Raw genomic sequence first — 26045 nt, 5'->3', positions numbered from 1 at the left:
TGGAGGGATAATTAGTGAAAACAAATAACTTAAAACGAATGTCTTTACTTAAACATAAATATTCCTCTTTCTTAGAAGATACTATTGCCAGTGAGGCAAATTATTATGGCATTTACAATAAAAGCATTTTAGAACGTCATATATGGATTTATGAAATACATTCCCAACTTCAAAGCAGGCTAAAAGATAATTGTATTTTAAAAGGAGGAGCCTGTGCTCAATTGTATATACCATTAGAAAAGCAGAGATGTACGGAAGATTTAGATTTATATACAAGTTTAACTCCAAATAAGCTTAGGACGGAATTATCCTCTCTAGGAAAAGAATTTAATCAAAGTAAGTTAAAAACAAGCATAAGAGAATATATACCAAAGGGTGTTAGAGATGTTAAAAATAAAATGCCTATAACTACATTTCTTGTATCACTTCCATTTATTTTTAAAGAAAACAAAAAAAATAAAAGAGCACTTTTGAAAATTGATTTTTTGCATGTAAATATAAAAAAAATTGAGACAAATAAGGTAAAGAATGCTTATGTTTTGGGTCTAAAACTAAATTATGAGCCTAATTGCATAACCCCTCATGCTTTAATGGCAGGGAAGTTAATGGTTTTTGCTGTAAATACTATAGGAATTGAAAAATTTAAAAAAGATAAGTTATATAAGAATATTTATGATTTATTTTATTTAGTGAATAAATATAATTCCTTGCAAGATATGGATCTTATAAGCAAATATTTTATGAATAGTATAGGCTTAGAATTTTATTTAAAAGGAATAAATCCAATAGAGATTGAATATATTTTGCAGGATATTTTACAGGAATTAAAGTTTTTGTATACAGAAAGTATTAATAAAGAATATATTGAAACAAATGAGAAAGTTCAATATTTTATAGAGAACTATTTACAATATAATATAGAAAGTAAACTTAATTTAAAAACCATTGGGAGCATGGCTAACTACTTATTGCATTGGACCTATGCATTTGAAGCTATAGTATTGTATAAAGATTTCGACAATTTTTCATCCATAGAAGCTACTTTAAATGAATTAAAATCCATAATTGATGAATAAATATGAATATAAATATGAATTATTAAAAATAATAATTGCATTTTTTATGAAAAATATATAATATAATATATAATTCTTGCTTTAATACCATTAAGTTGGCACTGAAAATGAAATAACACAAACAATTTAATTCAGAAATAAAATTATTTATGTTTATTATGCATGAATAATATGATAAAATATACTATACTTAGTTTTAATGGTTTTTTAATTGGGGGGAAACGGGGCAATGATTAATAATTTTACTAGTGACACTTTCAAAGGAAACATATTCAATGAAAATTTATTAAATGAACTTTCCATAATTGCAGAGAAGAATAATTATATAGACCCAATGTATTATAGCAAATATGATGTAAAAAGAGGGCTGAGAAATGAGAATGGTACTGGGGTTCTAGTAGGCTTAACAGAAATAGGAAATGTTCATGGGTATACAACAAGTGATGGCAAAAGGATTCCGGATCAAGGAAGGCTTGAATATAGAGGCATTGATATAATGAAAATAGTTGAAGGCTTTCAAACTGAAAGCAGATATGGATTTGAAGAAGTAGCTTATTTATTGCTATTTGGGGAGCTTCCTAGTAAAAAAAGACTTGAAGAATTTAAATACCTTCTTGGTGAATGTAGAATTCTTCCAGATGGTTTTACTGAAGACATGATATTAAAATTTCCAAGTAATAATATAATGAACAAACTTCAAAGAACTATTCTTGCAACATATTCTTTTGATAGTAATCCAGATGATACTAGCATAAAAAATATTTTGAGGCAGAGTATTGAATTAATAGCTAGATTTCCTACTATGATTTCTTATGGATATCAAGCTAAGGCTCATTATCATGGAAATCAAAGCTTATTTTTGCATATTCCTAAGCAAGAACTTAGTACTGCAGAAAATATATTATATATGATAAGGTCAGATAATCAATATACAAAAACAGAGGCAGAAATATTAGATTTAGCATTAGTTCTTCATGCAGAGCATGGAGGAGGTAATAATTCAGCTTTTGCTACACACGTAGTATCTTCTTCAGGTACTGATACTTATTCTGCCATAGCTGCGGCAGTTGGCTCACTAAAGGGACCAAAGCATGGTGGTGCAAATTTAGAAGTTATGAATATGGTGGATAATATTAAGGAAAACATTAAGGCCTGGGATAACACTGCAGAAATTAGAGATTATCTTATAAAGATTCTTAATAAAAAGGCTAATAATGGTTCAGGTTTGATTTATGGAATGGGACATGCGATTTATACCTTATCAGATCCAAGAGCTGTACTATTAAAGGAAAAGGCAAAAAAACTAGCAATAGAAAAAGACAGATTAGATGAGTTTAATTTGTACAATAATATAGAAGAAATTTCCAAGGACATTTTCGCAGAATTAAGAGGAAATGACAGTATATCAGCTAATGTGGATTTTTATTCTGGATTTGTTTATGATACGTTAAATATTCCAAGGGAATTGTATACACCACTTTTTGCTACTTCAAGAGTTGCAGGCTGGTGTGCTCATAGAATTGAACAGGTGGCTAGTGAACCTAAAATAATAAGACCAGCATATAAAAATATTAAGTTAGACGAAAAATATATACCATTAGATAACAGATAAAAAGAGGAAATTTATCCTCTTTTTTTATTAAAAGAAATAGTATAATATTTTTTGTATATTGAAGACTTTAAGCATAGTATTTAAGACGAGGAGAGCTTTAGATGAAAATAGGATATGCCTGTATTCCTGTAGCTAGCAGATATAAAAAAATAGAAGATTTGCTTTAAAAAATTTTTCATATGATAAATGAGGAAGTTTTTTCAACCTGGGAAGAAAAAGATGGGGAACTAAAGGTACACTACTTTGATAGTGATAAATCCAAGAAAACTGGAACTCAAGGAAATTAGCTATAAAGTACAATGAAAAATATTTGCTGGATTCATGCTATTTTTATTATTAATTACAGAAGAATAATTAAGGGAAAGAGAGGATAGACTTATGGAAGAAAATATAAACAAGGATATATTAGATAAATTAACAAAGATATGCATTTGTAAAAGTATAACTAGGGATAAAGTAAAAAAGGCAATAATTAATGGTGCGAATTCCTTTGAAAAGGTTCAAGAAAAAACAGGTGCTGGTACAGGTGAGTGTGGAGCTAAAAGATGTAGAGAGAAAATTGAAGAGTTAATATTAAGTTTAAAATAGTAAAAATTACTACTGGGATATAAACTCAGTAGTAATTTTTTTTATACAAAATGTATATCTTTATGCTTGGATGATTCAGTTAAAATATTTTCGATTAAATCATGATGTAAGTTTCTAAAATTTCTTGCTTTACAAATAAATCTTAGAGATAAAACAATCTTGCCATTTTCTAAGGAAGTATATATAGTATGTGAGAGATTTTCATAATAAATAGGGAGGGTTTTAGAAACAATATTTAAGGATTCTTTAGCTTCACTTTCTATATTTCCTAGAATATCATCAGCAACAGTTATTATAATATCCTTAGTTTTTTTCCAATTGCTTGTACTGTCTACTACTATGTCAATTTCATGCCAGGTAAAAGGAAAGGAGTTTGTCTCATTTATAAGGTGCTCAGTTAGTATTTTTATATTAGGAATATGGGTAAGGCGTCCTGTACTTTGACCGTAAGTATTACTATTACTTTCAACTACTTCAATAATTGTTGTATAAAACCAATCAACTTCAATTACGTCTCCAATACTATCATCAATTTTAATTCTATCTCCAATTTCAAAGGGCTTTTGAGTACTTATAATAATCCAGCCCAAAAAGTTTCCAAGTACATCTTTAAAAGCAAAAGCAAGACCAGCAGAAAATAAGCCTAGAAAAGTGAAAATGTCTTGATGATCATACATCCAAATAGGTATTGCCACAATAAAAAAAAGCAATTTAATGAAAATTGATGCCATTTTTTTTATTTTAATTGTATGTTGTGAACTAAAATCAAGCTTATTCAAAAAAGTACAGATGCTTTTATTAATTAAATATAAAGCAACGAACAGAATTAGAGTTATAAGTAATTTTGATAAAACACTAGTAGTTTGGAGCTTTGAAGCTAATTCTAAAATAAAGTCTTCCAAATAATATGTCACTCCTTTGAAAATTTATTTCTATTAATTTTATGATAATATAGAAGATATGATTTATAAAGTTAAAATATAATATTATATTAATATTTAAGAAATTCTTAATATTTTCTATAAGCTTTTGTTAAGATGTATTCCTTATAATATACAATATAAAAACTCTTTGCAGAAGGGAGAAACCTTATGAAAAAGCTCAAAGAAACGTATATTCCATTACTATTTATGTTAACTATTCCTATTTCAAATATTTTTTATAAAATATTAAACACATCAGAAAGAGGAGTATATAGTTTAAGTACAGAATTTGATAGTAAAATTCCTTTTATAAAGGAATTTATTATACCATATATAATTTGGTATCCATTCATATTTATTTTTATGATATATATTTGTTTTAAAGATAAAAAAGCATATTATAGAACACTTATAAGTTTAAATTTAGGATTAATTATTTGCTATGTAATATTTTATTTTTACCAGACCACAGTAATTAGGCCGGAGGTTGCTGGGAACGATATTTTTTCGAGCATTGTAAAAATTATATACAATAATGATAATCCATATAATTGTTTTCCAAGCGTTCATGTTATAACTACATTTATTGTGATGAAGGGAGTACAGATTGCTACGGATAATAAGCTTATATTAAAGCTTGTTAATATAATTGGAATTTTAATTATAATTTCTACTCAATTTGTAAAACAACACGTTATCTTAGATTTGTTATCAGGAATTATTTTAGGTGAAACAGTATTTGCTATTTCGATGCTAGGAATATATAGGGAGGGAGTTCTATGGAAAAAGAAACAATTCTCGTGGTCGATGATGAAAAAGAAATTAGAAGGTTAATTGAAATTTATTTAAATAGTGAAGGCTACAATACTTTGCTTGCAGGAAATGGGGAGGAAGCATTAAAAATATTAGAGAGGAATGAAGTTCATCTTATAGTTTTAGATATAATGATGCCTAAAATGGATGGAATAGAGGCATGTTTAAAAATAAGAGAAGATAAAAATATGCCTATTATAATGCTATCTGCTAAAAGTGAAGATATGGATAAAATATTGGGACTTACAACAGGAGCAGATGATTATGTAACTAAACCCTTTAACCCTTTAGAGCTGGTTGCTAGAATTAAGTCTCAATTAAGAAGATATATGAAACTAAATAATAATGATGTAATAAATAAATCCATTATTCAGCTGGATGGATTAAGTATAGACACAGATACTCATGAAGTAAAGATAGATGGCAAAGAAGTAAAGCTTACGCCAAGAGAATTTGATATTTTAGAGCTTTTAGCTAGAAATAAAGGTATAGTATTTAGCATTGAAAAAATATATGAACAGGTATGGAAAGAGGATTTTTACGAGTCTACCAACACTGTTATGGTACATATAAGAAAAATAAGAGAAAAAATTGAAGAGGATTCTAGGAAGCCAAAATACATAAAAACTGTATGGGGAGTGGGATATAAGGTTGAAGCTTAAATTATTTCCAAGATTTAGACCCTTTAGGAAGACAAGAAATAGAATAAAAAATCTATATACATCCATTAAAAATAGAGTTAATAGAAGTATAAGAGTAGAGTTATTAGTGACCTTTGGAATCTGTATAATCATTGCATTTGTTTCTTTAATATTTATTCAAAGAGCTGTTGGTAAATATAATAGAACAGCTGTAATTAACTACAATAGTGGTATTATTGAAATTGAAAATAGGGTTGAATTTCTTGTTAATTCAATTTCCAATAGTGATTTAAGTATAAAGGAAAAAGAAAAAATAGAGAATTTAATGAATGAGTATATAGAAGAAGGTAGAGCAATTGAAAAAATATTAATTACTGATTTAGATGGTAAAGTAATATACAAAAGTAAAGGTGCAGAGGAAAGTATCATAGATATTTACAGTATAATTAAGAATTCAATGAGTAGAAAGGATTCAAGTATATTATATGAAAGAAAAGAATATGTAAGCTTCTATCCAATAAATTTTAAGGAGGATAGAGCCTATTTAATTGTAAAGGCTATACCGGAAGGTAGGATAGAATATTATAGTACTAGTGGTTTTTCATCATTGGTAGGATTTGTCTTAGCTGTAGTAGTATTTATAATTGCTTTTCTACTTTTTACTAGAAATAAGATGTTGTATTTTGAAGAAATAACAAATAGTTTAAAGGAAATATCACAAGGAAATCTAAGTCATAGAGTAGAAATTAGAGGTTATGATGAGTTAAGTTCCCTTGCATCAAATATCAATAACATGACAAAGGATTTGGAAAGTACTATCCAAGAGGAAAGAAGGGCGGAAGAAACAAAAAATCAATTGATAACAAATGTATCTCATGATTTAAGAACACCGTTAACTTCAATTATGGGGTACTTGGGATTAATAAAAGAGAAAAAGTATGATGGAGAAGAACAATTAACTGAATTTGTAAATATAGCTTTTAATAAATCTGAAAAATTGAAGGTATTAATAGAAGACTTGTTTGAATATACAAAAGTGTCTAACAAGGTAATAAGGTTAAATAAAAAAGATATAGTAATTAATGAATTGCTAGAACAGCTTATAGAAGAATTTATACCTGTAGTGGAGGAAAACTCTTTAGAAATATCTAAACAAATTCCAAATGAAAAGTTTATTTTAAATCTTGATACTGACAAAACCGTTAGAGTTTTCGATAATTTGTTGATGAATGCAATAAAATACAGCACTAAGCCAGGAACTATAACGGTAAGTTTATACAAGCAAGAAAATAATATAATAATAGAGATTCAAAATAAAGGGGAGCATATACCTAAAGAAGAGCTGCCTTACCTATTTGAAAGATTTTACAGGATGGATAAATCCAGAAATTCTGAAAGCGGAGGAACAGGGCTAGGACTAGCAATTTCAAAAAATATTGTTGAACTTCAAGGGGGGAAGATTTGGGCTGAATGTGAAGAGGATAATATAGCCTTTAAAGTTAGCTTTCCTATATAGAAAATAATAACAGGAAACTCACTCAGCTAAGCTGATGAATAAAAGCTTGCACAAAATCAAAGATTTCTAGCAAGCTTTTAAATGGAATTATCTTATTTTGAGATAATTCCATTTGTTTGTATTTTAGATAATTCTAGTTTTTCTAACTGTTTTAATTCCTTCATTCCCTTGTATAAAAAGAAACTTGTCAATATTGCTGCTACAACATCTGCTATAGGCTGAGATAGCCAAAGACCAGTTAGCCCCAAAAAATTAGGCAGAATTAATATTATTGGAATCAAAACTATTACTTGTCTCAAGAAGCTTAAGAAAAGGGAAATTTTAGCTTTCCCAATGGCTTGAAAATAGTTTGAAGCAATTACTTGATAACCTATGATTGGCAAAAACATAAGGTCTATTCTTATGCCTCTAGAGCCTAGTTCTATCAGTTCAGGTGCATCTTTTGCAAAAACTTTAAAAATAAGTTTAGGGAAAAATTCAATAGCAATAAAGCCTAATGAAGCTATGAAAATACCAGATAAAATTGCTAATCTAAGGGCTTTTTTTACTCTAGCGTATTGTTTAGCTCCATAATTATATCCCAGTATCGGCTGAACTCCTTGATTTATACCGAAAATTGGCATGAAGATTATCATAGAAATACTTACAATAATACTCATTGCGGCAACAGCTGAGTTGCCACCATATTTTAATAATCCCTTATTATAAAGAATGGATACACAACTAGCAGCAAGCTGCATTGTAAATGGTGAAAGACCTATTGAGAAAATATCAAGCATAAGATTGTAATTAAACTTTAGATTGGATTTTTTTAATTTTAAGATACTTCCGCTATTTTTGCTGGTAAAATAATGTAATACCAATAGGGTATTTATGATTTGAGAAATTACTGTAGCTATAGCTGCACCTTTTATACCGAGTCCTAATCCAAAGTCAAAAATAAAAATTGGGTCTAGAATAATATTCAGAAATGCTCCTACTAGCATTGTTCTCATTGCAATTTTGGGGTTGCCTTCTGAACGAATTATATTGTTAATTCCAAAACCCATGTTCTGGAATACTGTGCAAGAGAGAATTACAATAATGTATTGTTTTGCATAAAAAATACTATCTGCATCGGCACCAAAAATTTTTAGTATAGGTGTAATAAATAGTAACCCAATAATTGAAATTAATATGGAGATAGTGAAGTTTAGTAATACAGCTAGTCCGAGAATTTCTTCAGCCTTGTCCTTATTTTTTTCTCCAAGCTTTAAAGATACAATAGTTGAGGATCCTATACCAACTAACATACCAAAAGCCATAATTGTAGTCATAATTGGCATAGTAATTCCAAGTCCAGCTAAAGCTTTTTCACCTATTCCTTGTCCCATATTACCTATATATATTCTATCAACTAAGTTGTAAAAAGCATTTACTAACATTCCAATTATTGCAGGTACAGAAAATTTCAATAGGAGGCTACTAATACTTCCTGTTTCAAGTTGTTTAGATTTATCCATAAAATACCTCCTTGCATAATTTTAAATCTGAAAATGTTCCAAAGAATTATACCATGTTTTAGAAATAAAGTATACTTTAGAATAATATTTCATATTTGAGAAAGTATAATTATAGATTTCTAATTAATTTTGTAATTGAAAGGAGACCTTAATTTTGTGTGTTTATTTGATATACCAGATAAATTTATAACTCCCATGATTTCAGCTACAGCGGTTATTATTGGTTCACTTATTGGAGCTACCTGCAGCTGGATTACAATGAAGCACTCTATTAAAGAGAACATGAATGTGGAAAACAAAATTGTAGAAGATAATAGAAAATACGAAGAAATTCAAAAGATGAGTAAAATCTGCGAGAACATAAATATAATAAGATTAGATATATGCACAGCCATTTTTCAAAGTATAAGGAATTTAAATGATTTTTCAAAAGAAAATTATTTAAGCATGAATCCTATACTACTAAACAGAGACTATTCAAAGATTGTGGCTTCTTTAACTAATAGATTTGACTTAAAAGAAATGAGTTATATATATCAGCTATATGGAATTATTGAAATCATAAATGAACATATTAAGAACTATAAACTTAATGATAATAATAGTTATAATTTAATTATTAGAGACTGTGAATTGCTACTTCATAAAATTTATGGGGATAATTATAAAAGCATATTAAAGATGGATATAGATAAAATAAAATATGAACAATTGTATGATAATCAAATTATAAAAATAGGGTATAAAAAAATATTGAAAAAGTTAGATGAAAATGTATGTACTGATAAATAACATTTACACTTATTTCATTTTAAAAGCTTTTAATATTGGTATATTCTATTTAGCTTTAACACAAAATACTACAGAAAATATAGTAAAGAGGAGGAAATTCACATGTCACAATTAAATCAATTAGAATTACAAAACCTAAGACACTTAATAGGAAGTCATGAAAATATATCTGCAAAACTAAATGATTATGCAGGTAAATGTCAAGACATGCAAGTTAAACAAATGTTTCAGCAAGCAGCAAATGCTTCAACACAAACTGCTCAACAATTAATGGGATTTTTACAATAATAAAAAATGGAAAGTGAGGAATAGACAATGCAAGAAAAACAAATGGTGAATGATATTTTATCAATGACTAAAAGCAGTTTAACTAACTATGCTGCTATAATTTCTGAATGCGAAAATCAGCAGCTTAGACAGACTCTTCAACAAAAAAGAGATGGAGATGAACAATTCCAATATCAATTATTCCAAATGGCTTCACAGAAGGGATATTATAAGCCAGCTGCAAAGGCAAGTCAACAAGATATAGATCAGGTTAAATCACAATTAATGCAAGGATAATAAATTAATAATATAAATAAAAGCTGCCTTTTTAGGTAGCTTTTTAATATATTGTTTTTATTACGTAATAAGTTGTATAATATTTACTATACTTATATAAAGTACATAGGGGGTGCGGATATGAAGGACATTGGACTTGTTTTAGAAGGCGGAGGTATGCGAGGAGTATATACAGCAGGTGTATTAGATTTTTTTATGGAGAAGGATTTGTATTTTCCGTATGTAATTGGGGTATCTGCTGGAGCATGCAATGCAGCCTCTTATATATCTAAGCAAACTGGAAGAAGTAAAAAAATTAATATTAAGTATATAAAAAATCCAAGGTATTTAAGTCTTAGAAATCTTATCTTAGAAAAGAGTATATTTGGGATTAAATTTGTCTATGATGAACTTCCAAATAAATTGGAGCCTTTTGATTATAAAACTTTTGAAAACTCACAGCAAAAATTTGTAATAGGAACAACAGATTGTATTACTGGAGAAGCACTATATTTTGAAAAAAATGATTGCAGGGATAATATTTTACAAATAATCAGAGCGTCAAGCAGTTTACCTTTATTAGCGCCTATGGTAAAGATAGAGGATAAAATTCTTTTAGACGGTGGACTTGCAGATTCTATTCCAGTTAAAAAGGCAATGGAAGATGGGTACTTAAAAAACATAATTATACTTACAAGAAATAAAGAATACAGAAAAGAACCTACAAAGTTTAGTGGCATTATAAAAATTAAATACAAAAAATATCCAAAACTAATAGATACAATTTTAAATAGATACAAGGTTTATAATAAAACTCTAGATTATATAATTTCCCTTGAAGAGAACGAACAAGCATTTGTAATTAGACCAGCTAGTGACTTAAAAGTAGATAGATTGGAAAAGAATCCTGAAAAGTTAGCTGCTTTATACCAATTAGGATATGAGGATGCTAAAAATAACTATAATAAAATGATAAATTGGATACAAAAAAGTAATTAGGTATCGATATATTTATTAATAAATTATTTAGTTCAAATACATTAAGTTATTAAAAAATATGGAGGTTTTTTTTGTGGAGAGTTTGCAAATGAAAAATAAGGTTGAAGACAGCATATTATTTAAGGCTTTTGAAGAGATAGTACCATTTATGGGCTCTATTTTAAGAGGGGATTTTGTTATGGGCTTTAACTCAACAGAGGATTGTATAAAGCTGTACAATAGTTCTAAAGGTGGATATGAGTATAATATTGGGCCTATTACTAAAGAAACTGTAGCATATAAATGCATACAATCAGGAGAATTAATATTAGATGAGTTGAATGTTGGAAGAACAGGAATACCTTATAGAAGTACAGCAATTCCAATAAAGGAAAACAATAAAATGCTTGGATGTATTGTTGTATCTACTTTTTTAGATAGACAAAAGAAAGTTTCTGATATGGCTGAAGAATTATCTAAATCTGCAAATGAATTGTTAATGTATATTTCAAAGGTTTCAAAAGGAATTGGACAAGTAGCTGAGAGCAATAACGGGGTTATAAAAGTATTAGATGAGACAGTTAAGGATACTGAACAAACAGATAGTGTTATTGGATTTATTAAGGATGTTTCAAAAAGATCAAACTTGTTAGGACTTAATGCTTCTATTGAAAGTGCAAGAGCAGGTGAGGCAGGAAAAGGCTTTGGAGTTGTTGCTTCTGAAATTAGAAAATTAGCTGATTCAAGTAATAATTCAATAAAGACAATTGAATTTACATTATCCAGAATTAAGAAAAATTCAAGAGAAATCTTTGAAAATATTGAAAGTGATATGAAAAGCTTTCAACAGTATTCAAATGATTTAAAAGAAATAGAAAGTTATATTTTTGATTTAGAGAAGTTATCTAGAGAATTAAAGGAAATATCTCGAAAATACTAATTGTTTTATTAAATATATTAACTTTACTTCAAAGTAATAATAAGTAATGAGCAATAAATTTGTGTAATTATAAGTAGCTTGTATATAAATTAGTTAAATTGGAAAGTTTAAGAAAACATAGTAAGAATGCAATATATGCTTGAATTTGAAGTACGAGATTAATTGAAATATAATATTTAATTAAGCAATAATAAATGTATAACGAGGTATAAATTATGGACATTTCAACGGTTATTTTTTTAATAATTAGTTTTGGAGGTTTAATTTTAGGTTTTGTTTTAGAAGGAGGACATCTAGCAGCTTTATTAGTTGGTACAGCTGGACTTATTGTTTTTGGAGGAACTATAGGTGCAGTAGGAGTGTCTTTCCCAATGAATAAACTAAAAAGAGTACCAGGAGCTCTAAAAACAACTTTTTCAAGTAAGAAGAGTAATAGAGCATATTCAATAAACTATTTTGTTGATATTGCAAAGAAGACTAGGCAAAATGGATTGTTAAGCTTGGAATCAGATTTAAGTGATTCTAATATGGATCCATTTATTAAAAAAGGTCTTCAAGCAGTTGTAGATGGTGTAGAGCCGGAAACAGTAAAAACAATGCTGCACTTAGATGCAGAAATGACTTCTATGAGACACAAAGATACAATTGCTATATTTGAAGCAGCTGGAGGCTTTGCTCCTACTATGGGCATAATAGGTACAGTAATGGGATTAGTTCATGTTTTAGGAAATCTAAGTGATCCAGGTTCCTTAGGACCTAAAATTGCAGTTGCATTTATTGCTACTTTATATGGAGTTTCTTCTGCAAATCTTCTATGGCTTCCTATAGCTTCAAAGTTAAAGGTATTAAATAAAGATGAATTGATAGATAAGGAGTTAGTTATAGAGGCTATATCTTGTATTCAGGCAGGAATAAATCCAAATACAATTGGAGAAAAATTAAAGGGATTTATGGATAAAAAGGAACTAGCAGAATATGAATCAAAAAGAGGAGAAAATTTAGAATGATTAGTGATGAAGAAGAAAAAGAAGCCAATAATGAACGATGGTTGCTTACATATTCAGATTTAATAACTTTACTAATGATATTTTTTGTTATAATGTATGCTATGAGTAATATAAGTGTAGAAAAATATAAAAAAATAGCAGAGTCCTTTAATATTGCTTTTTCTGGTGGACAATCTATTCTTGAACAAGATACTAGTACTAGCGAAGGAACTCCTACTCCAATAGTTGAGAAAGATCTCGAGCAGGCCAAAATGGAACAACTAAAACAAGAGGTAGATAAATATCTAGCTAATAATAATCTAAGCAGCAGTGTTTCAACTGAAATCGAAGAAAGAGGACTTGTAGTAAGACTAAACGATACTCTGTTTTTTGAATCAGGGAAAGCAGAAGTAAAAGAAGATGCGTTAAAAAAGCTTATTCAAATAGGAAATATTCTAAAGCAGGAAGACAATTATATAAGAATCGAAGGAAATACAGATAATAAGCCAATTAATACTTATATGTTTAAATCAAACTGGCAATTATCTGCTGTTAGGGCATCAAATGTAGTACAGCTTCTCATTGAAAAGTGCAATTATTCTCCAGAAAAGCTAAGCTCAGTTGGATACGGTGAGTATAGACCTGTAGCAACAAATAATACAAAAGAGGGCAGAGCAAAAAATAGAAGAATTGATATAGTAATAATGAATACAAAGTATAATACTGTTGAAAAAAACTGATAAAAGCAAATTGACTAAATTAAGGCTGTTGGTAAGCGCAAGATACCAACAGCCTTTTACTATGGATGTTTAATTAAAAAAGTATATTTCTAGAAAATTTCTTAATAAAAATTGAGAATAAGTCAAATAATAGTTTAGTAAAGCATTATCATCATATGAAAAAGGAGGAATTTTTAATGGGAAAGTTTGCAACCATGGATGGAAATGAAGCTGCAGCTTATGCTTCTTATGCTTTTACAGAAGTAGCAGCTATCTATCCAATCACTCCCTCTTCACCTATGGCAGAATTAGTAGACGAATGGTCTGCCCATGGTAAGAAAAATATTTTCGGTCAGTCAGTACATGTTGCTGAGATGCAATCAGAAGCTGGGGCGGCAGGGGCAGTACATGGGTCCCTTGTGGCTGGAGCACTTACTACTACTTATACTGCTTCACAAGGATTATTATTAATGATTCCTAATATGTACAAAATAGCTGGGGAAATGCTTCCAGGTGTGTTTCATATAAGTGCTAGAGCATTAGCAACTCATGCTCTTTCGATATTTGGAGATCATACAGATGTTATGACTACTCGAGAAACGGGATTTTCAATGTTAGCATCTTCTAATGTCCAAGAAGTAATGGATTTAGGATGTGTTGCACATCTTTCTGCAATCAAGGGCAGCTTACCATTTACACATTTTTTTGATGGATTTAGAACCTCTCATGAATATAAAAAAGTTGAGACTATTGATTATGAAGATTTAGAAAAGATCGTTGATAAGGATGCAATAAGAAGATTTAGAAGAAAAGCATTAAATCCAAATTATCCAACTGTAAAGGGGACTGCCCAAAACCCAGACATATATTTTCAAGAAAGGGAAGCAGTAAATACTTATTACGATGCTATACCGGATATAGTAGAAGAATACATGATGGAAATAAAAAAAATTACTGGAAGAGGGTATCACCCTTTTGATTATTATGGAGATCCAAATGCAGAAGATATTATAGTTGCTATGGGTTCTGTTTGTGACACTATAGAAGAAGTTGTGGATTACCTTATGAGTAAAGGAGAAAAGGTAGGAACTATAAAAGTTCATCTCTTTAGGCCGTTTTCACCAAAATATTTCTTCAATGTTATGCCAAAGACAGTAAAAAGGATTGCAGTACTGGACAGAACAAAGGAACCGGGATCTTTAGGAGAGCCATTATATCAAGATGTAGTACATCTTTTTAATAACAATAGCAATAAGCCAATAATAGTCGGTGGAAGATATGGAATCGGTCAAAAAGATACTAGACCTTCTCAAATAATTGCAGTCTTTAAAAATCTTAAAAATGATGTACCTAAGGATGGTTTCACTATAGGTATTATAGATGATGTTACCTATAAGTCTTTACCAGAAGAAGATATAATTGATACAACAGCTGAAGGGACAATAAGCTGCAAATTTTGGGGACTTGGTTCAGACGGTACAGTTGGTGCCAATAAGTCAGCAGTAAAGATTATAGGTAACAATACAGATATGAATGTTCAAGCATATTTTTCCTATGACAGTAAAAAGTCTGGAGGAAGTACTATTTCTCATTTAAGGTTTGGAAAGAAACCAATTAAATCGCCATATCTAGTATATGATGCAGATTATATTGCCTGCCATAACAAATCTTTTATTTACCATTTTGATATTCTCAAAGGACTTAAGAAAAATGGAGTTTTTGTTTTAAATTGTCCTTGGAAAGAAGAATTAGAAGAAAAAATCCCCTCAGCATTGAGAAAGGCTATTGCAGAAAAAAACGCTAGGTTTTATATAATTGATGCTGTTAAGATTGCTTCTGAGATAGGTCTTGGCGGAAGAATTAATATGATAATGCAATCGGCATTCTTTAAACTAGCAAATGTAATTCCTGTAGAAGAAGCAGTTGGTTACTTGAAAAATTCAGTTGAAAAGACATATGGTAAAAAGGGTAAAAATATAGTAGATATGAATAAAGCTGCTATTGACAGAGGAGTAAGTGATCTAAAAGAGATTAAGGTACCTGAAAGTTGGAGAAATGCAGAACTTGAAGAAACTGAATATCCTATAAAAGACGAACCAGAATTCATTAAAAGGATTCAAAAGGTTATGGCCAGACATGAAGGAGATGAGCTTACTGTAAGTGCGTTTAAGGGAATGGAAGATGGAACTTTCCCGCTTGGAGTTACATCATATGAAAAACGTGGTATTGCAGTAATGGTTCCAGAATGGCAAATTGACAAGTGTATACAATGTAATCAATGTTCTTATATTTGCCCACATGCTACAGTTAGACCATTCCTTTTAGATGACAATGAAAAAGCCAAAGCACCAGACACATTTAAAACAAAAAAAGCAGTTGGTAAAGGATTAGAAAATTATGAATATAGAATTCAAGTAAGTCCGATGGATTGTACAGGATGTGGAAATTGTGCTGATATATGCCCTGCTCCTGGTAAGGCATTAATAATGAAGGCAGCAGAAGAGGAAATGGAGATGGAATCAGAAAATTGGGAATACGCTACAACTATCACTTATAAAGACGAACTTATGGATAAAACAACTGTAAAAGGAAGCCAATTTGCTGTGCCATTTCTAGAGTTTAATGGAGCATGTCCTGGTTGCGGTGAAACGCCATATATTAAATTAATTACCCAGCTTTTTGGCGACAGAATGATGATAGCAAATGCTACAGGATGTTCCTCAATTTGGGGAGCTAGTGCTCCTGCAATAGCTTATACAACAAATGCAGAAGGAAAAGGACCTGCTTGGGGGAATTCCTTATTCGAAGATAATGCAGAATATGGCTATGGTATGTTTTTAGGTGTTAAGCAAATAAGAGAAAAGTTGGCTGATTTAATGGGAAATGCTTTAAATACTGATATTAACTATGAAGTAAAAGAAGCTTTTAAAAAGTGGCTAAAATATAAAGATGAAGGAGAAGCTTCTAAAGATGCATCAGATGAAGTAATAAAGGTATTAGAAGCACAAAAGGATACTAATAATGAAATTATTAGTGAAGTATTAGAGAAGAAAGATTTCTTGGTTAAAAAATCTCAATGGATAATTGGAGGAGATGGATGGGCATATGATATTGGATATGGAGGAGTAGACCAGGTATTGGCATCTGGCGATGATGTGAATATTTTTGTTATGGATACAGAGGTATACTCTAATACAGGTGGTCAATCCTCAAAGGCAACACCAACTGCAGCAGTCGCTAAATTTGCTGCTAGCGGTAAAAAGGTTAGAAAAAAGGATTTAGGACTTATGGCAATGACATATGGACACGTTTATGTGGCTCAAATAGCTATGGGAGCTAACTTCAATCAAACTATAAAGGCTATTGTAGAGGCAGAAAGACATAAAGGACCATCATTGATAATTGCTTATGCTCCATGCGTAAATCATGGTATAAAGAGCGGAATGGGAAGTAGTATTATGGAAGAAAAGAAGGCTGTAGATTCCGGATATTGGCATTTGTACAGGTATGATCCTACGATTAAGAAAGAAAATAAAAATCCATTTAAATTAGAGTCTAAGGAACCAACAAAATCATTTAGGGAGTTTATATTAGGTGAAATAAGGTACTCTTCTTTAGCAAATACCTTCCCAGAAGTGGCTGAAGAATTATATAATGCTGCTGAAAAATATGCTAAAGAAAAATATAAGACTTATAAAGCACTAGAAGATTGTGGATATCTATAAAAGAGAAAAAGGTGTGTCTCCTTTGAGACATACCTTTTATTTCTGGTTTTCTTCCACCCAATCTTTAGCTTCTCCAATTTGAAAGTCGCTAGGAACTGAAACCTTTGAAACGGGTTTTGCAGTTTCAATATTTGCCCATGCTGCAGTTTCATGTCTTTCTATTGGAGTAGAAAGAAATCTTTCTTTAAATTTGTTTTTAGCCATGATATACCTCCTTTTTTAATAGTATTTTCAATAGAGGTTATATTTATTATTAACTTTCAGTAATTTTTCCGCCATTAACGTGAATTACTTGGCCGGAAATATAAGAAGAATCTTCAGAGGCTAAAAAAACATATGTTGGGGCTAATTCAAAGGGTTGACCTGGGCGACCCATAGGAGTGTTCTGCCCAAATTTTGTAACTTCCTCAGCAGTAAAACTAGAAGGAATTAAAGGAGTCCATATTGGACCAGGTGCTACGGCATTTACTCGAATACCTTCTTTAGATAAATTTAAAGCCAGTGAACGAGTTAAGCTAGTAATTGCACCTTTTGTTGAGGAATAGTCCAAAAGAGTTTCATGTCCTTCATATGCTGTTATGGAGCTAGTATTAATTATTGAGCTTCCCTTTTTTAAGTGGGACATAGCATACTTTATTAAATAGAAAGCAGAAAAAATATTAGTTCTAAAAGTCAATTGAAGCTGTTCTGATGTAATGTCTGTAATACTATTCTGTGGATATTGTACAGCAGCATTATTTACTAAAATATCAATATGATTAAATTTATTAATAGTGTTTTCAATAACCTTTTTACAAAAATTCTCGTCTCCTAAGTCACCAGAAATGCATAGGCATTTTCTACCAGTTTCTTTTATAATTTTTTCAGTTTCTTTTGCATCAACTTCTTCGTTTAAATATACAATAACTATATCTGCACCTTCTTTTGCATAGGCTAAAGCAACAGCTTTTCCAATACCGCTGTCGCCACCGGTTATAATTGCTACTTTATTTAATAACTTATTACAGGGTTTATAATTTGGGTTTTCACTTTGAGGTTTTGGATTCATAAGGGACTCAAGACCAGGCTGAGTATCTTGATGTTGCGGTGCAAAATTTTTTGGAAACATAAAAAACACCTCCTAGAACTATACTTTATTTTAGTATTTTGATAATTAGGAGGATTTTTTATACTTATATTTTGAAATAGAATTCATCGGATATTGATTTATATCTATCTAAATAGAGCTGTTTATTTTTTACTATATTATTCAATAAAGATAATAATACATCTATTTCTTTTGTAGTATTGTAAATCCCAAAGCTTATTCTAACCATTCCAGGTTCATGACTGCCAGATTTTACCCTTTCATCTATTTCTTCTTTGGTCATTCTTAATAATTTTTGAACATAAGGCTGAGCACAAAAACAACCATTTCTAACAGAAATACCAGCTTCATAAGATAGTATTTTTGCAACTACTTCATGATTTATGTCGTTTATATTAAATGAAATAGTACCTATTCTTGTATCCGCATTTTTTTTATCACAGTATATTTTTATATCAGGTATTGAACTTAAACCTTTTAAGGCATATTGAGTTAGATAATTTTCATAGGCTTCAACATTATTCATACCTATGAAATTTAAAGTTTCAATTGCAGTTGCTAAAGCTATTACTCCTACTACATTTGGAGAGCCGGCTTCTTCTTTATGAGGAGAACGGAGCCATTTAATATAATCGTGAGTAACAATATCTACAGTACCACCACCCAAATAATCTGGAGTCAAGCGCTCTAACTCTTCACTTGGGCCAATAAGAACACCTACACCAAAAGGAGCATACATTTTATGACCTGAAAAGGCAATATAATCTATATGATCTTTTTCTTTCATAGGTTTCATATCTACAACTGCGTGAGGAACCAGTTGAGCACCATCTATGAATATCTTGGCTCCATATTTATGAGCTAGTCTTGCAGCCTCATGAATAGGATTCCTAAATCCAGTTATATTTGACGCACCTGTAAGAGTAACTAGTGATACATTTCCATTATAATACTTTAATTTATTTCTTAAATCCTCAATAGATAATCTTCCACAATCGTCAACAGAAATATAATCTATTTTATATTTTCTCCAAGGCAGATCATTTGAGTGATGTTCCATGTCAGTTGATAAGATTATTTTATCTTTATTTTCTGCATAAAGCATGTTAGAGAGTTTATTTATTGCTTCAGTGGTATTTTTAACAAATATTACCGAGTTATAGTTTAAATCTGCATTTAAAAAGTTTGCTACAATATTACGACTATTCTCATAAAGTTTTGTAGAGAATTGAGATTTATAACCGAAACCTCTATGAACAGATGAATATAATGATATAAATCTTACAACTCCCTCTACTACTGATACAAAGGCAGGGGTTGTAGCAGCATTATCAAAATTAATAGCTTGACCATATTTTCCATTTATAAGCGGAACTCTTGTATTTACGCCTACTACTAAGTTTCTATAGTAAGATGCGTTCATATAATCACACTCCAAGTAGTTATCTTACTTATAGTTTATTAAGCATTTTACGATTTGGTGTTATTGATAAATGTATTTTATTTAACATATTAATAGTACTTAATGCAGTTCATTATTTTTTAATATTTATTTTTTTCAATTACGTTGATAAAATTATACTTATCAAGTATTATATATGGTAATCAAAATATTTTTACTTTTGACTATATAAAAGATTCGGAGATGATTTAAATGCAAATGTGTTCTATTTGTAAGAAGAATGTTGCAACTATATATACAGCTAAAATAGAAAATGGAAAATCAGAAATGATAGGAATATGTTTTGAATGTGCTAAAAAAATGGGGTATCCAATAATGGATCAACTAATTAAGCAATCAGGAATAAAGCCAGAGGATGTAGAAAATTTAGCAGAACAAATGAATGGAATGTTACAGGACATAAATATAGATGAGCTAGGAGAAGATAATATTTTATCAAGTCTAATGAATAATGTGTTTCCTCAGACAAAGAATACTTCAGAAGAAGAAACAAAAGAGGAAAAAGAAAAGAGTGCTACTAGAGCTTCAAAAGTGGAAGAAAAACCTAAGAGTAAGTCAAAAAGCAGTTTATTTAAAAAGAAAAGAAAATACTTGGATATGTATGGAACAAATTTAACTCTAAAGGCTAAAAACCAAAATGTAGATAAGGTTATAGGGAGAAATAGAGAAATAGATAGGGTTATCCAAATTCTAAATAGAAGAACAAAAAATAATCCTATTCTTATTGGAGAGCCTGGAGTAGGAAAGACAGCTATCGCAGAAGGGCTTGCAGTAAGAATAGCTGAAAGACAAGTTCCTGCAAAGCTTTTTGATGCTGAGATATATGTTCTAGATCTAACAGCAATAGTTGCTGGAACACAGTTCAGAGGTCAGTTTGAAGGTAGAATGAAATCTATTATTGAAGAGGCTAAGGAAGATGGCAATATCATTTTAGTAATTGACGAGGTTCACAATATTATCGGAGCAGGTGAGGCACAAGGTGGTGCAATGAATGCAGCTAATATTCTTAAACCTGCGCTGGCTAAGGGAGAAATCCAAGTAATAGGAGCAACTACTCTTGAAGAGTATAGGAAACATATTGAAAAGGATTCTGCTTTAGAGAGAAGATTTCAACCAGTCCTTGTGGAGGAACCAACAATTGAAGAAACTATCGAAATAATAAATGGAATAAAAAATTATTATGAAGATTATCACAAGGTTAAGATTTCTAAAGAAGTGGTAGAAACAGCAGTTAATCTATCAGCTAAATATATAAATGATAGATTTCTGCCAGATAAGGCTATTGACGTAATAGATGAAGCTAGTTCAAGAGCAAATTTAAAGAACAAAGGCTTAGTTGAGCTAAAAGCTGTAAAGGAAGAAGCACAGCAAATAGAAGAAGCAATGAACTATGCAGCAGATAATGATGATTATGCAAAGGCTGCTGAATGTAAGATGGAACTTTGTAAGGTTGAAGAAAAAATTGAAAAACTAGAAAAGGAAAGTAAAGAAACAGATTTATCCATTGAAGAAATTGCATATGTAATAGAAGCATGGACTAAAATTCCTGTACAAAGCATAACAGAAGAAGAGGCTGAAAAATTACTAAACTTAGAAAATAGACTTCATAAAAGAGTAATTGGTCAGGAAGAAGGTATAGTTGCACTATCAAGGGCAATAAGACGTAATAGATTAGGCTTTAGAAAAAAGAAAAAACCATCTTCATTTATATTTGTTGGACCTACTGGAGTTGGTAAAACTGAATTGGTAAAGGCTTTAGCAAGTGAACTTTTTGGAAGTGAAGATGCAATGATAAGAATAGATATGTCTGAATATATGGAGAAGCATACTGTATCTAAACTAATAGGTGCTCCTCCAGGATATGTAGGCTATGATCAGGGAGGACAATTAACTGAAAAGGTAAGAAGAAAACCATATTCAGTAATATTGATGGATGAAATTGAAAAAGCTCACCCAGATGTATTTAATATGCTTCTTCAAATTTTAGAGGATGGAAGACTTACAGATAGTCAAGGAAGAACTGTATACTTTGATAATACTGTTATAATTATGACCTCTAATGCAGGGACTAATTTTAAATCATCATCTATAGGATTTGCAAAAGATGATTACTCAGAGTTAGAAAAACAGGTAAAGGATGCATTAAAGGAAGTATTTAGACCAGAATTTTTAAATAGAGTTGATGAAACAATAGTATTTAAGTCTCTAACTAAGGAAGAATTGTATAAGATAATGGATTTAATGCTAAAAGAAGTTATAGAAGAAGTAGGAACAAAAAAACTTACTTTAGATATTTCTGACGAAGTTAAAGAATTTATTTTAAAGGTAGGATATGATAAAAAATACGGTGCTAGACCATTAAGAAGGGCTATTCAAAAGTATATTGAAGACGAAATTGCAGAGCAATACCTTCAGAAGAAGTTTATTGATGGTGACAAAATAACAGTTAAATTAATAGATAATAAGGTTGTATTAGAGTAAAATTAGTAAGGCTATGTTTAAGTATATTGGGTTCATTAACATATGACAATTATGAATCTAATTTCTTAAAACATAGCCTTTTTAAATAATAACAAAAAAATGAATGAGCATAAAAATATTTTAGACGAAAAATGTCGAAAATGATTATAACCATTTCAGAAATTTAATATATAAAATATTGATGCTCATTCATAGCAAAACTTAGACTATAGGTTTTGCTAAATAATGTGGGTATATTATTAAACATGTAGTGTGGTTTGATTACGTTTACATTATAACATTTTACAAAAATATTTTCAAGAATAATTTTAAATGAATTATAATTTTTTTAGAAAAAAATAAGGGCGTTTACTACAAGTAAATTAAATCATAGTCTTGGCTACCAAGACCAATTTCTTCAGCATACTTTAGAGTATATCTTCCTCTTGAAAAAACCCTACTGCCCTTTTCCTTATCTAACATATCTAAACAAGCTTTATCAATCGCAACCGGGTCCTTTGAAGCAAAAATTCCTAAGTCATTTACAACAGGTTTCATTTTATGACCCTCACAATCACAACCCTTTGTAATATTAAAAGCAAAAGTAATATAAATATTATTCTTTTTATGTGCAGCAAATGCATACTCTGCAAGTCTTTCATAAAAAGATTTTGAAATGGATCCTAACCAGTTAGTACTTATAGCTTTGTGTGGACAAATTGCAATGCAGGATGCACAACCAATGCATTTTTCTTTTAAGATTTTAGCTTTTGGATTTAATGTAAGTGCATTTACAGGGCAGGTTTTTACACAGGCATTGCAGGACTTACATTTAAATGGAATAATTATTGGAAAAGAGTTTGAGTGTTGGGCAAGCTTCCCCCCCCTAGCGGCACAGCCCATGGCTAGTTGCTTTATTGCACCACCGAAACCAGCCAACCCATGTCCTTTAAAGTGACTTAAAATAATCATTTGGTCAAGTTTGGCAATTTCTCTTCCGATTTTGCACTGCTTAAAATTTTTTTTATTTATTTCTACAAGTTCATATTCTTCACCATACTCACCATCAGCTATAACTATTGGAAGTTGATTAAAACCATGTTCTTTTGCAAGTTTAATATGATTTGTTTTAGTGGTTCTTTCACCTCTATAAAGTACATTAGTTTCTATAAAAGCACTTTCAATCTCTTTTTCTTTTAAATAATTTATTATACCTTCATAATTTTTAGATTCAATGAAGGTATTGTTACCTTTTTCCCCAAAATGAACCTTTAAGGGAATATATTTTTGTAATTCTAATTTTTCTTCAGTAACAAGTTTGATTAAAAGTTCTTTAGCACTCATACTTATGATAGTTGTATCGTTATAAGAATCTATTTTTTTAAAAAATACTTTTCCCATATTTATTTTCTCCTAAAATATATACTGTTTTATAAAATTATATACTTTACTTTTTACCGTATCAATGCAAAATAATAAAAATTATCCAATGGGTAATCAATATAACAGCATATTGAATAAAATATATCATAAGTATTGAAGAGGTGCTTGAAATGAACAATTTTTACAAGGTTAAAAAATACTTGATATATAAGAAAAAATATAAGGAACTACTTATAAAGCTAGCACAATTAGAAAATCTTAATAAAGAACTGATAAAAAAGATAGAAGATAGTAAAAATATACAAGAAAGACTTCAACACATGGTATATCATGATGCATTAACAGGTGTATATAATAGGAGCTATTTAGATAATTTTGAATTTAAAGAAAAGGTTAAAAAGGCTAAAAGTCTCGGAATTATATTCTGCGACATTGACTTATTGAAACTTATAAATGATACTTTTGGGCATTTAATAGGTGATAACCTTATTTTTTTAACATCACAAATTTTAAAAAACTCAATTAGAGATAAAGACATAATTGTTAGAATGGGCGGAGATGAATTTGTAATTGTTTCATTCGATATTTCTGAAGAAGAAACTAAAGAAATGTGTGATTTTATTTTAAAAAAGGTAGAAGCATATTCAGTAGAAAATAATAATCTACCAATATTTACGTCTTTAGGTTTTTCATATGGAGAAGGAGAAGATTTTTGCTTAGAGGAAATTTTAAGAAAAGCAGATGATAATATGTATAAGTTCAAGCTTAGTAAAAGAAAATTAGTTAAAAAAAAGATTACAGAAAACATTATAAATTACTATAAAATTTATGAAAATGAACTATATGAACACGGCAAGCGTGTAGCTAGTTATGCTTTAAAGTTGGGTGAATTATTTGGCTTTAGTAGAAGTTCCATTGAAAGGTTAAAAATAGCATGCATTTATCATGATATAGGTAAAATAAATTTTAACAATAACTTATGTAATGGTAAGAACCACAGTGAGGTCGGATATAGGATAGCTAAGATTTCTGATTTATTAAACTTTTGTGCTGAATGGATACTTCAACATCATGAAAATTGGGATGGCACTGGCTGCCCTCTAAGTTTAGAAGGTGATAATATAATACTTGAAGCACAGATAATAGGAGTATCAGACTATTATGACAGAATGAGGTATTATAACGGATTAAACAAAATAGATGCTCTTGAGGCGGTAAGATCACAAGCAGATATAAAATTTAGTAAAGATTTAGTTAATCGTTTTACTACAATTTTTCAAACTACTGAATAATAGTAAAATCTAGAGAATTTATTACTCTAGATTTTCGTTATATTTAAATATATTATTTTTTTATTTTTTTGATATAATTTAAGAGGGAAAGGAGATGAAAAAATTGAAATTTGTAACTTTTTATTATAAGGGAATAGAACAAGTTGGGTTACTTTCAAAGAAAAATGATAGGGTATATACTATAAAAGAACTATTAGAATCTGACAGACCAAATTCTATGATAGACTTTATTGAAGACTTTAATGAATGTGTTGAAAAAAAATTAAAGTATATATATGAAAACTCTAATAATTTAGAAGGAATTGATATTAGTAAAGTGAAACTCTTAGCACCTATTCCTGAACCAAGAAGAGGTGTAATCTGCCTTGGGAAAAACTACGCAGAACATGTTAATGAGGTTCCAAGTGCAATAGATTTTAGAAAAGGCTTGCCAGAAAATCCAATTTATTTTTGTAAATTAGTTGATAGAGCAATTGAAGATAAAGGATCTATTTCAATACACAAGGATGTGTCAAAGCAGGTAGATTATGAAGTAGAGCTAGCTGTAATAATAGGCAAAAAAGGGCGAGATATACCTAAAGATAAGGTTGAAGAATACGTATTTGGATATACTATTTTAAACGATATTTCTTTAAGGGATATTCAAGCTAAGCATATTCAATGGTTTAAGGGGAAGAGCTTTGATGGAACATGCCCTATGGGTCCATGTATAGTACACAAAAGTGAAATAAAACTTCCAGTGAAATTAGATATTAAATGCTATGTTAATGGAGAACTAAGACAAAATTCTAATACAAGTAAAATGATATTTGATATACCGTATATAATAAGTGAGTTCTCAAAGGGAACTACGCTAAAACCAGGAGATATTATCTCCACTGGGACTCCTTCAGGGGTTGGAATGGGATTTAAACCTCCAAAACTTTTGAAGGTTGGGGATGAAATTATGTGTTACATAGAGAAAATAGGAACTCTTACTAATATAGTCGAAGATAAATAAGGAAAGA

Annotated in this window: 23 protein-coding genes; 17 read left to right on the top strand and 6 right to left on the bottom strand. The window is 29.9% G+C overall.

The features are described 5' to 3' along the window. Positions 1-14 precede the first annotated feature (14 nt). The 3 genes from CLHOM_RS00885 to CLHOM_RS00875 all read left to right on the top strand — a co-directional run bounded on the left by CLHOM_RS00885 (position 15) and on the right by CLHOM_RS00875 (position 3276). A complete protein-coding gene (locus tag CLHOM_RS00885) occupies positions 15-1076 on the top strand; it encodes a nucleotidyl transferase AbiEii/AbiGii toxin family protein (protein WP_052219785.1) in 1062 nt (353 codons plus the stop codon). A gap of 229 nt (positions 1077-1305) precedes the next feature. Further along, entirely contained in the window at positions 1306-2688 is a 1383-nt protein-coding gene (locus CLHOM_RS00880; protein ID WP_052219784.1) for a citrate/2-methylcitrate synthase, read from the top strand. A 378-nt stretch (positions 2689-3066) separates the two neighbouring features. Next, a complete protein-coding gene (locus CLHOM_RS00875; protein ID WP_052219783.1) occupies positions 3067-3276 on the top strand; it encodes a (2Fe-2S)-binding protein in 210 nt (69 codons plus the stop codon). A 41-nt stretch (positions 3277-3317) separates the two neighbouring features. On the opposite strand, the gene CLHOM_RS00870 is transcribed toward CLHOM_RS00875, so the two are convergent. After that, a complete protein-coding gene (locus CLHOM_RS00870) occupies positions 3318-4178 on the bottom strand; it encodes a mechanosensitive ion channel family protein (protein WP_052219782.1) in 861 nt (286 codons plus the stop codon). A gap of 189 nt (positions 4179-4367) precedes the next feature. On the opposite strand from CLHOM_RS00870, the gene CLHOM_RS00865 reads away from it, so the two are divergent. Genes CLHOM_RS00865 through CLHOM_RS00855 form a run of 3 tightly spaced genes read left to right on the top strand, consistent with a single transcriptional unit; the run spans position 4368 to position 7169 of the window. Beyond that, entirely contained in the window at positions 4368-5033 is a 666-nt protein-coding gene (locus CLHOM_RS00865; RefSeq protein ID WP_052219781.1) for a phosphatase PAP2 family protein, read from the top strand. Next, entirely contained in the window at positions 4979-5674 is a 696-nt protein-coding gene (locus CLHOM_RS00860) for a response regulator transcription factor (protein ID WP_052219780.1), read from the top strand. Before CLHOM_RS00865 ends, CLHOM_RS00860 begins: the two co-directional genes overlap by 55 nt. After that, on the top strand, positions 5664-7169 hold the full coding sequence (locus tag CLHOM_RS00855) for a sensor histidine kinase (protein ID WP_052219779.1): 1506 nt from the start codon (positions 5664-5666) through the stop codon (positions 7167-7169). Before CLHOM_RS00860 ends, CLHOM_RS00855 begins: the two co-directional genes overlap by 11 nt. A gap of 92 nt (positions 7170-7261) precedes the next feature. Here CLHOM_RS00855 and CLHOM_RS00850 read toward each other — a convergent pair whose 3' ends face one another. Beyond that, a complete protein-coding gene (locus CLHOM_RS00850; RefSeq protein ID WP_052219778.1) occupies positions 7262-8671 on the bottom strand; it encodes an MATE family efflux transporter in 1410 nt (469 codons plus the stop codon). A 156-nt stretch (positions 8672-8827) separates the two neighbouring features. Between CLHOM_RS00850 and CLHOM_RS00845 the strand changes: the two genes are divergently transcribed. The 8 genes from CLHOM_RS00845 (at position 8828) to nifJ (ending at position 17354) form a co-directional block, all read left to right on the top strand. Next, entirely contained in the window at positions 8828-9463 is a 636-nt protein-coding gene (locus CLHOM_RS00845) for a hypothetical protein (RefSeq protein WP_242846717.1), read from the top strand. Positions 9464-9565: 102 nt separating this feature from the next. After that, on the top strand, positions 9566-9751 hold the full coding sequence (locus tag CLHOM_RS00840; protein WP_052219777.1) for a hypothetical protein: 186 nt from the start codon (positions 9566-9568) through the stop codon (positions 9749-9751). A 27-nt stretch (positions 9752-9778) separates the two neighbouring features. After that, positions 9779-10027: a spore coat protein gene (locus tag CLHOM_RS00835; protein WP_052219776.1), complete on the top strand. Its 249-nt coding sequence runs from the start codon at positions 9779-9781 to the stop codon at positions 10025-10027. 120 nt (positions 10028-10147) lie between these two features. After that, positions 10148-11005: a patatin-like phospholipase family protein gene (locus tag CLHOM_RS00830; protein ID WP_052219775.1), complete on the top strand. Its 858-nt coding sequence runs from the start codon at positions 10148-10150 to the stop codon at positions 11003-11005. A gap of 88 nt (positions 11006-11093) precedes the next feature. Continuing rightward, positions 11094-11924, top strand: a complete 831-nt coding sequence (locus CLHOM_RS00825) for a methyl-accepting chemotaxis protein (protein ID WP_161803186.1) — start codon at positions 11094-11096, stop codon at positions 11922-11924. A 215-nt stretch (positions 11925-12139) separates the two neighbouring features. Next, a complete protein-coding gene (locus CLHOM_RS00820; protein ID WP_052219773.1) occupies positions 12140-12931 on the top strand; it encodes a flagellar motor protein in 792 nt (263 codons plus the stop codon). Next, positions 12928-13650 carry a flagellar motor protein MotB gene (locus CLHOM_RS00815; RefSeq protein WP_052219772.1) on the top strand — a complete coding sequence of 241 codons (723 nt, stop codon included), beginning with the start codon at positions 12928-12930 and terminating at the stop codon, positions 13648-13650. The genes CLHOM_RS00820 and CLHOM_RS00815 overlap by 4 nt, the downstream gene beginning before the upstream one ends. Before the next feature lie 176 nt (positions 13651-13826). Further along, entirely contained in the window at positions 13827-17354 is a 3528-nt protein-coding gene (gene nifJ / locus CLHOM_RS00810; protein ID WP_052219771.1) for a pyruvate:ferredoxin (flavodoxin) oxidoreductase, read from the top strand. 36 nt (positions 17355-17390) lie between these two features. Here nifJ and CLHOM_RS17770 read toward each other — a convergent pair whose 3' ends face one another. The 3 genes from CLHOM_RS17770 to CLHOM_RS00800 form a co-directional block, all read right to left on the bottom strand. After that, positions 17391-17558, bottom strand: coding sequence for a CDIF630_02480 family spore surface protein (locus tag CLHOM_RS17770; protein WP_074782797.1), 168 nt, complete (start codon positions 17556-17558; stop codon positions 17391-17393). A 49-nt stretch (positions 17559-17607) separates the two neighbouring features. Beyond that, complete coding sequence (locus CLHOM_RS00805) at positions 17608-18462, bottom strand: SDR family oxidoreductase (protein WP_052219770.1); 855 nt, start codon at positions 18460-18462, stop codon at positions 17608-17610. Positions 18463-18526: 64 nt separating this feature from the next. Next, positions 18527-19864, bottom strand: a complete 1338-nt coding sequence (locus CLHOM_RS00800) for an aminotransferase class V-fold PLP-dependent enzyme (RefSeq protein WP_052219769.1) — start codon at positions 19862-19864, stop codon at positions 18527-18529. A 231-nt stretch (positions 19865-20095) separates the two neighbouring features. On the opposite strand from CLHOM_RS00800, the gene CLHOM_RS00795 reads away from it, so the two are divergent. Continuing rightward, a complete protein-coding gene (locus CLHOM_RS00795; RefSeq protein WP_052219768.1) occupies positions 20096-22384 on the top strand; it encodes an ATP-dependent Clp protease ATP-binding subunit in 2289 nt (762 codons plus the stop codon). A 351-nt stretch (positions 22385-22735) separates the two neighbouring features. Here the strand turns inward: CLHOM_RS00795 and CLHOM_RS17765 are convergent, their stop codons facing one another. Beyond that, positions 22736-23764 carry a DUF362 domain-containing protein gene (locus CLHOM_RS17765; protein WP_074782799.1) on the bottom strand — a complete coding sequence of 343 codons (1029 nt, stop codon included), beginning with the start codon at positions 23762-23764 and terminating at the stop codon, positions 22736-22738. A 152-nt stretch (positions 23765-23916) separates the two neighbouring features. Between CLHOM_RS17765 and CLHOM_RS00785 the strand changes: the two genes are divergently transcribed. Together CLHOM_RS00785 and CLHOM_RS00780 are read left to right on the top strand one after the other, a co-directional pair. Next, a complete protein-coding gene (locus CLHOM_RS00785) occupies positions 23917-25038 on the top strand; it encodes a bifunctional diguanylate cyclase/phosphohydrolase (RefSeq protein ID WP_052219767.1) in 1122 nt (373 codons plus the stop codon). 94 nt (positions 25039-25132) lie between these two features. After that, positions 25133-26038 (top strand): fumarylacetoacetate hydrolase family protein, encoded by a 906-nt coding sequence (locus CLHOM_RS00780; protein WP_341375910.1) that lies wholly within the window; start codon positions 25133-25135, stop codon positions 26036-26038. The last annotated feature ends 7 nt before the right edge of the window (positions 26039-26045 follow it).

The sequence above is a fragment of the Clostridium homopropionicum DSM 5847 genome (assembly GCF_001263795.1).
GTDB lineage: Bacteria > Bacillota > Clostridia > Clostridiales > Clostridiaceae > Clostridium_H > Clostridium_H homopropionicum.
The sequence above is the reverse complement of the archived record's forward strand: the minus strand, read 5'-3'. Positions and strand labels throughout refer to the sequence as shown.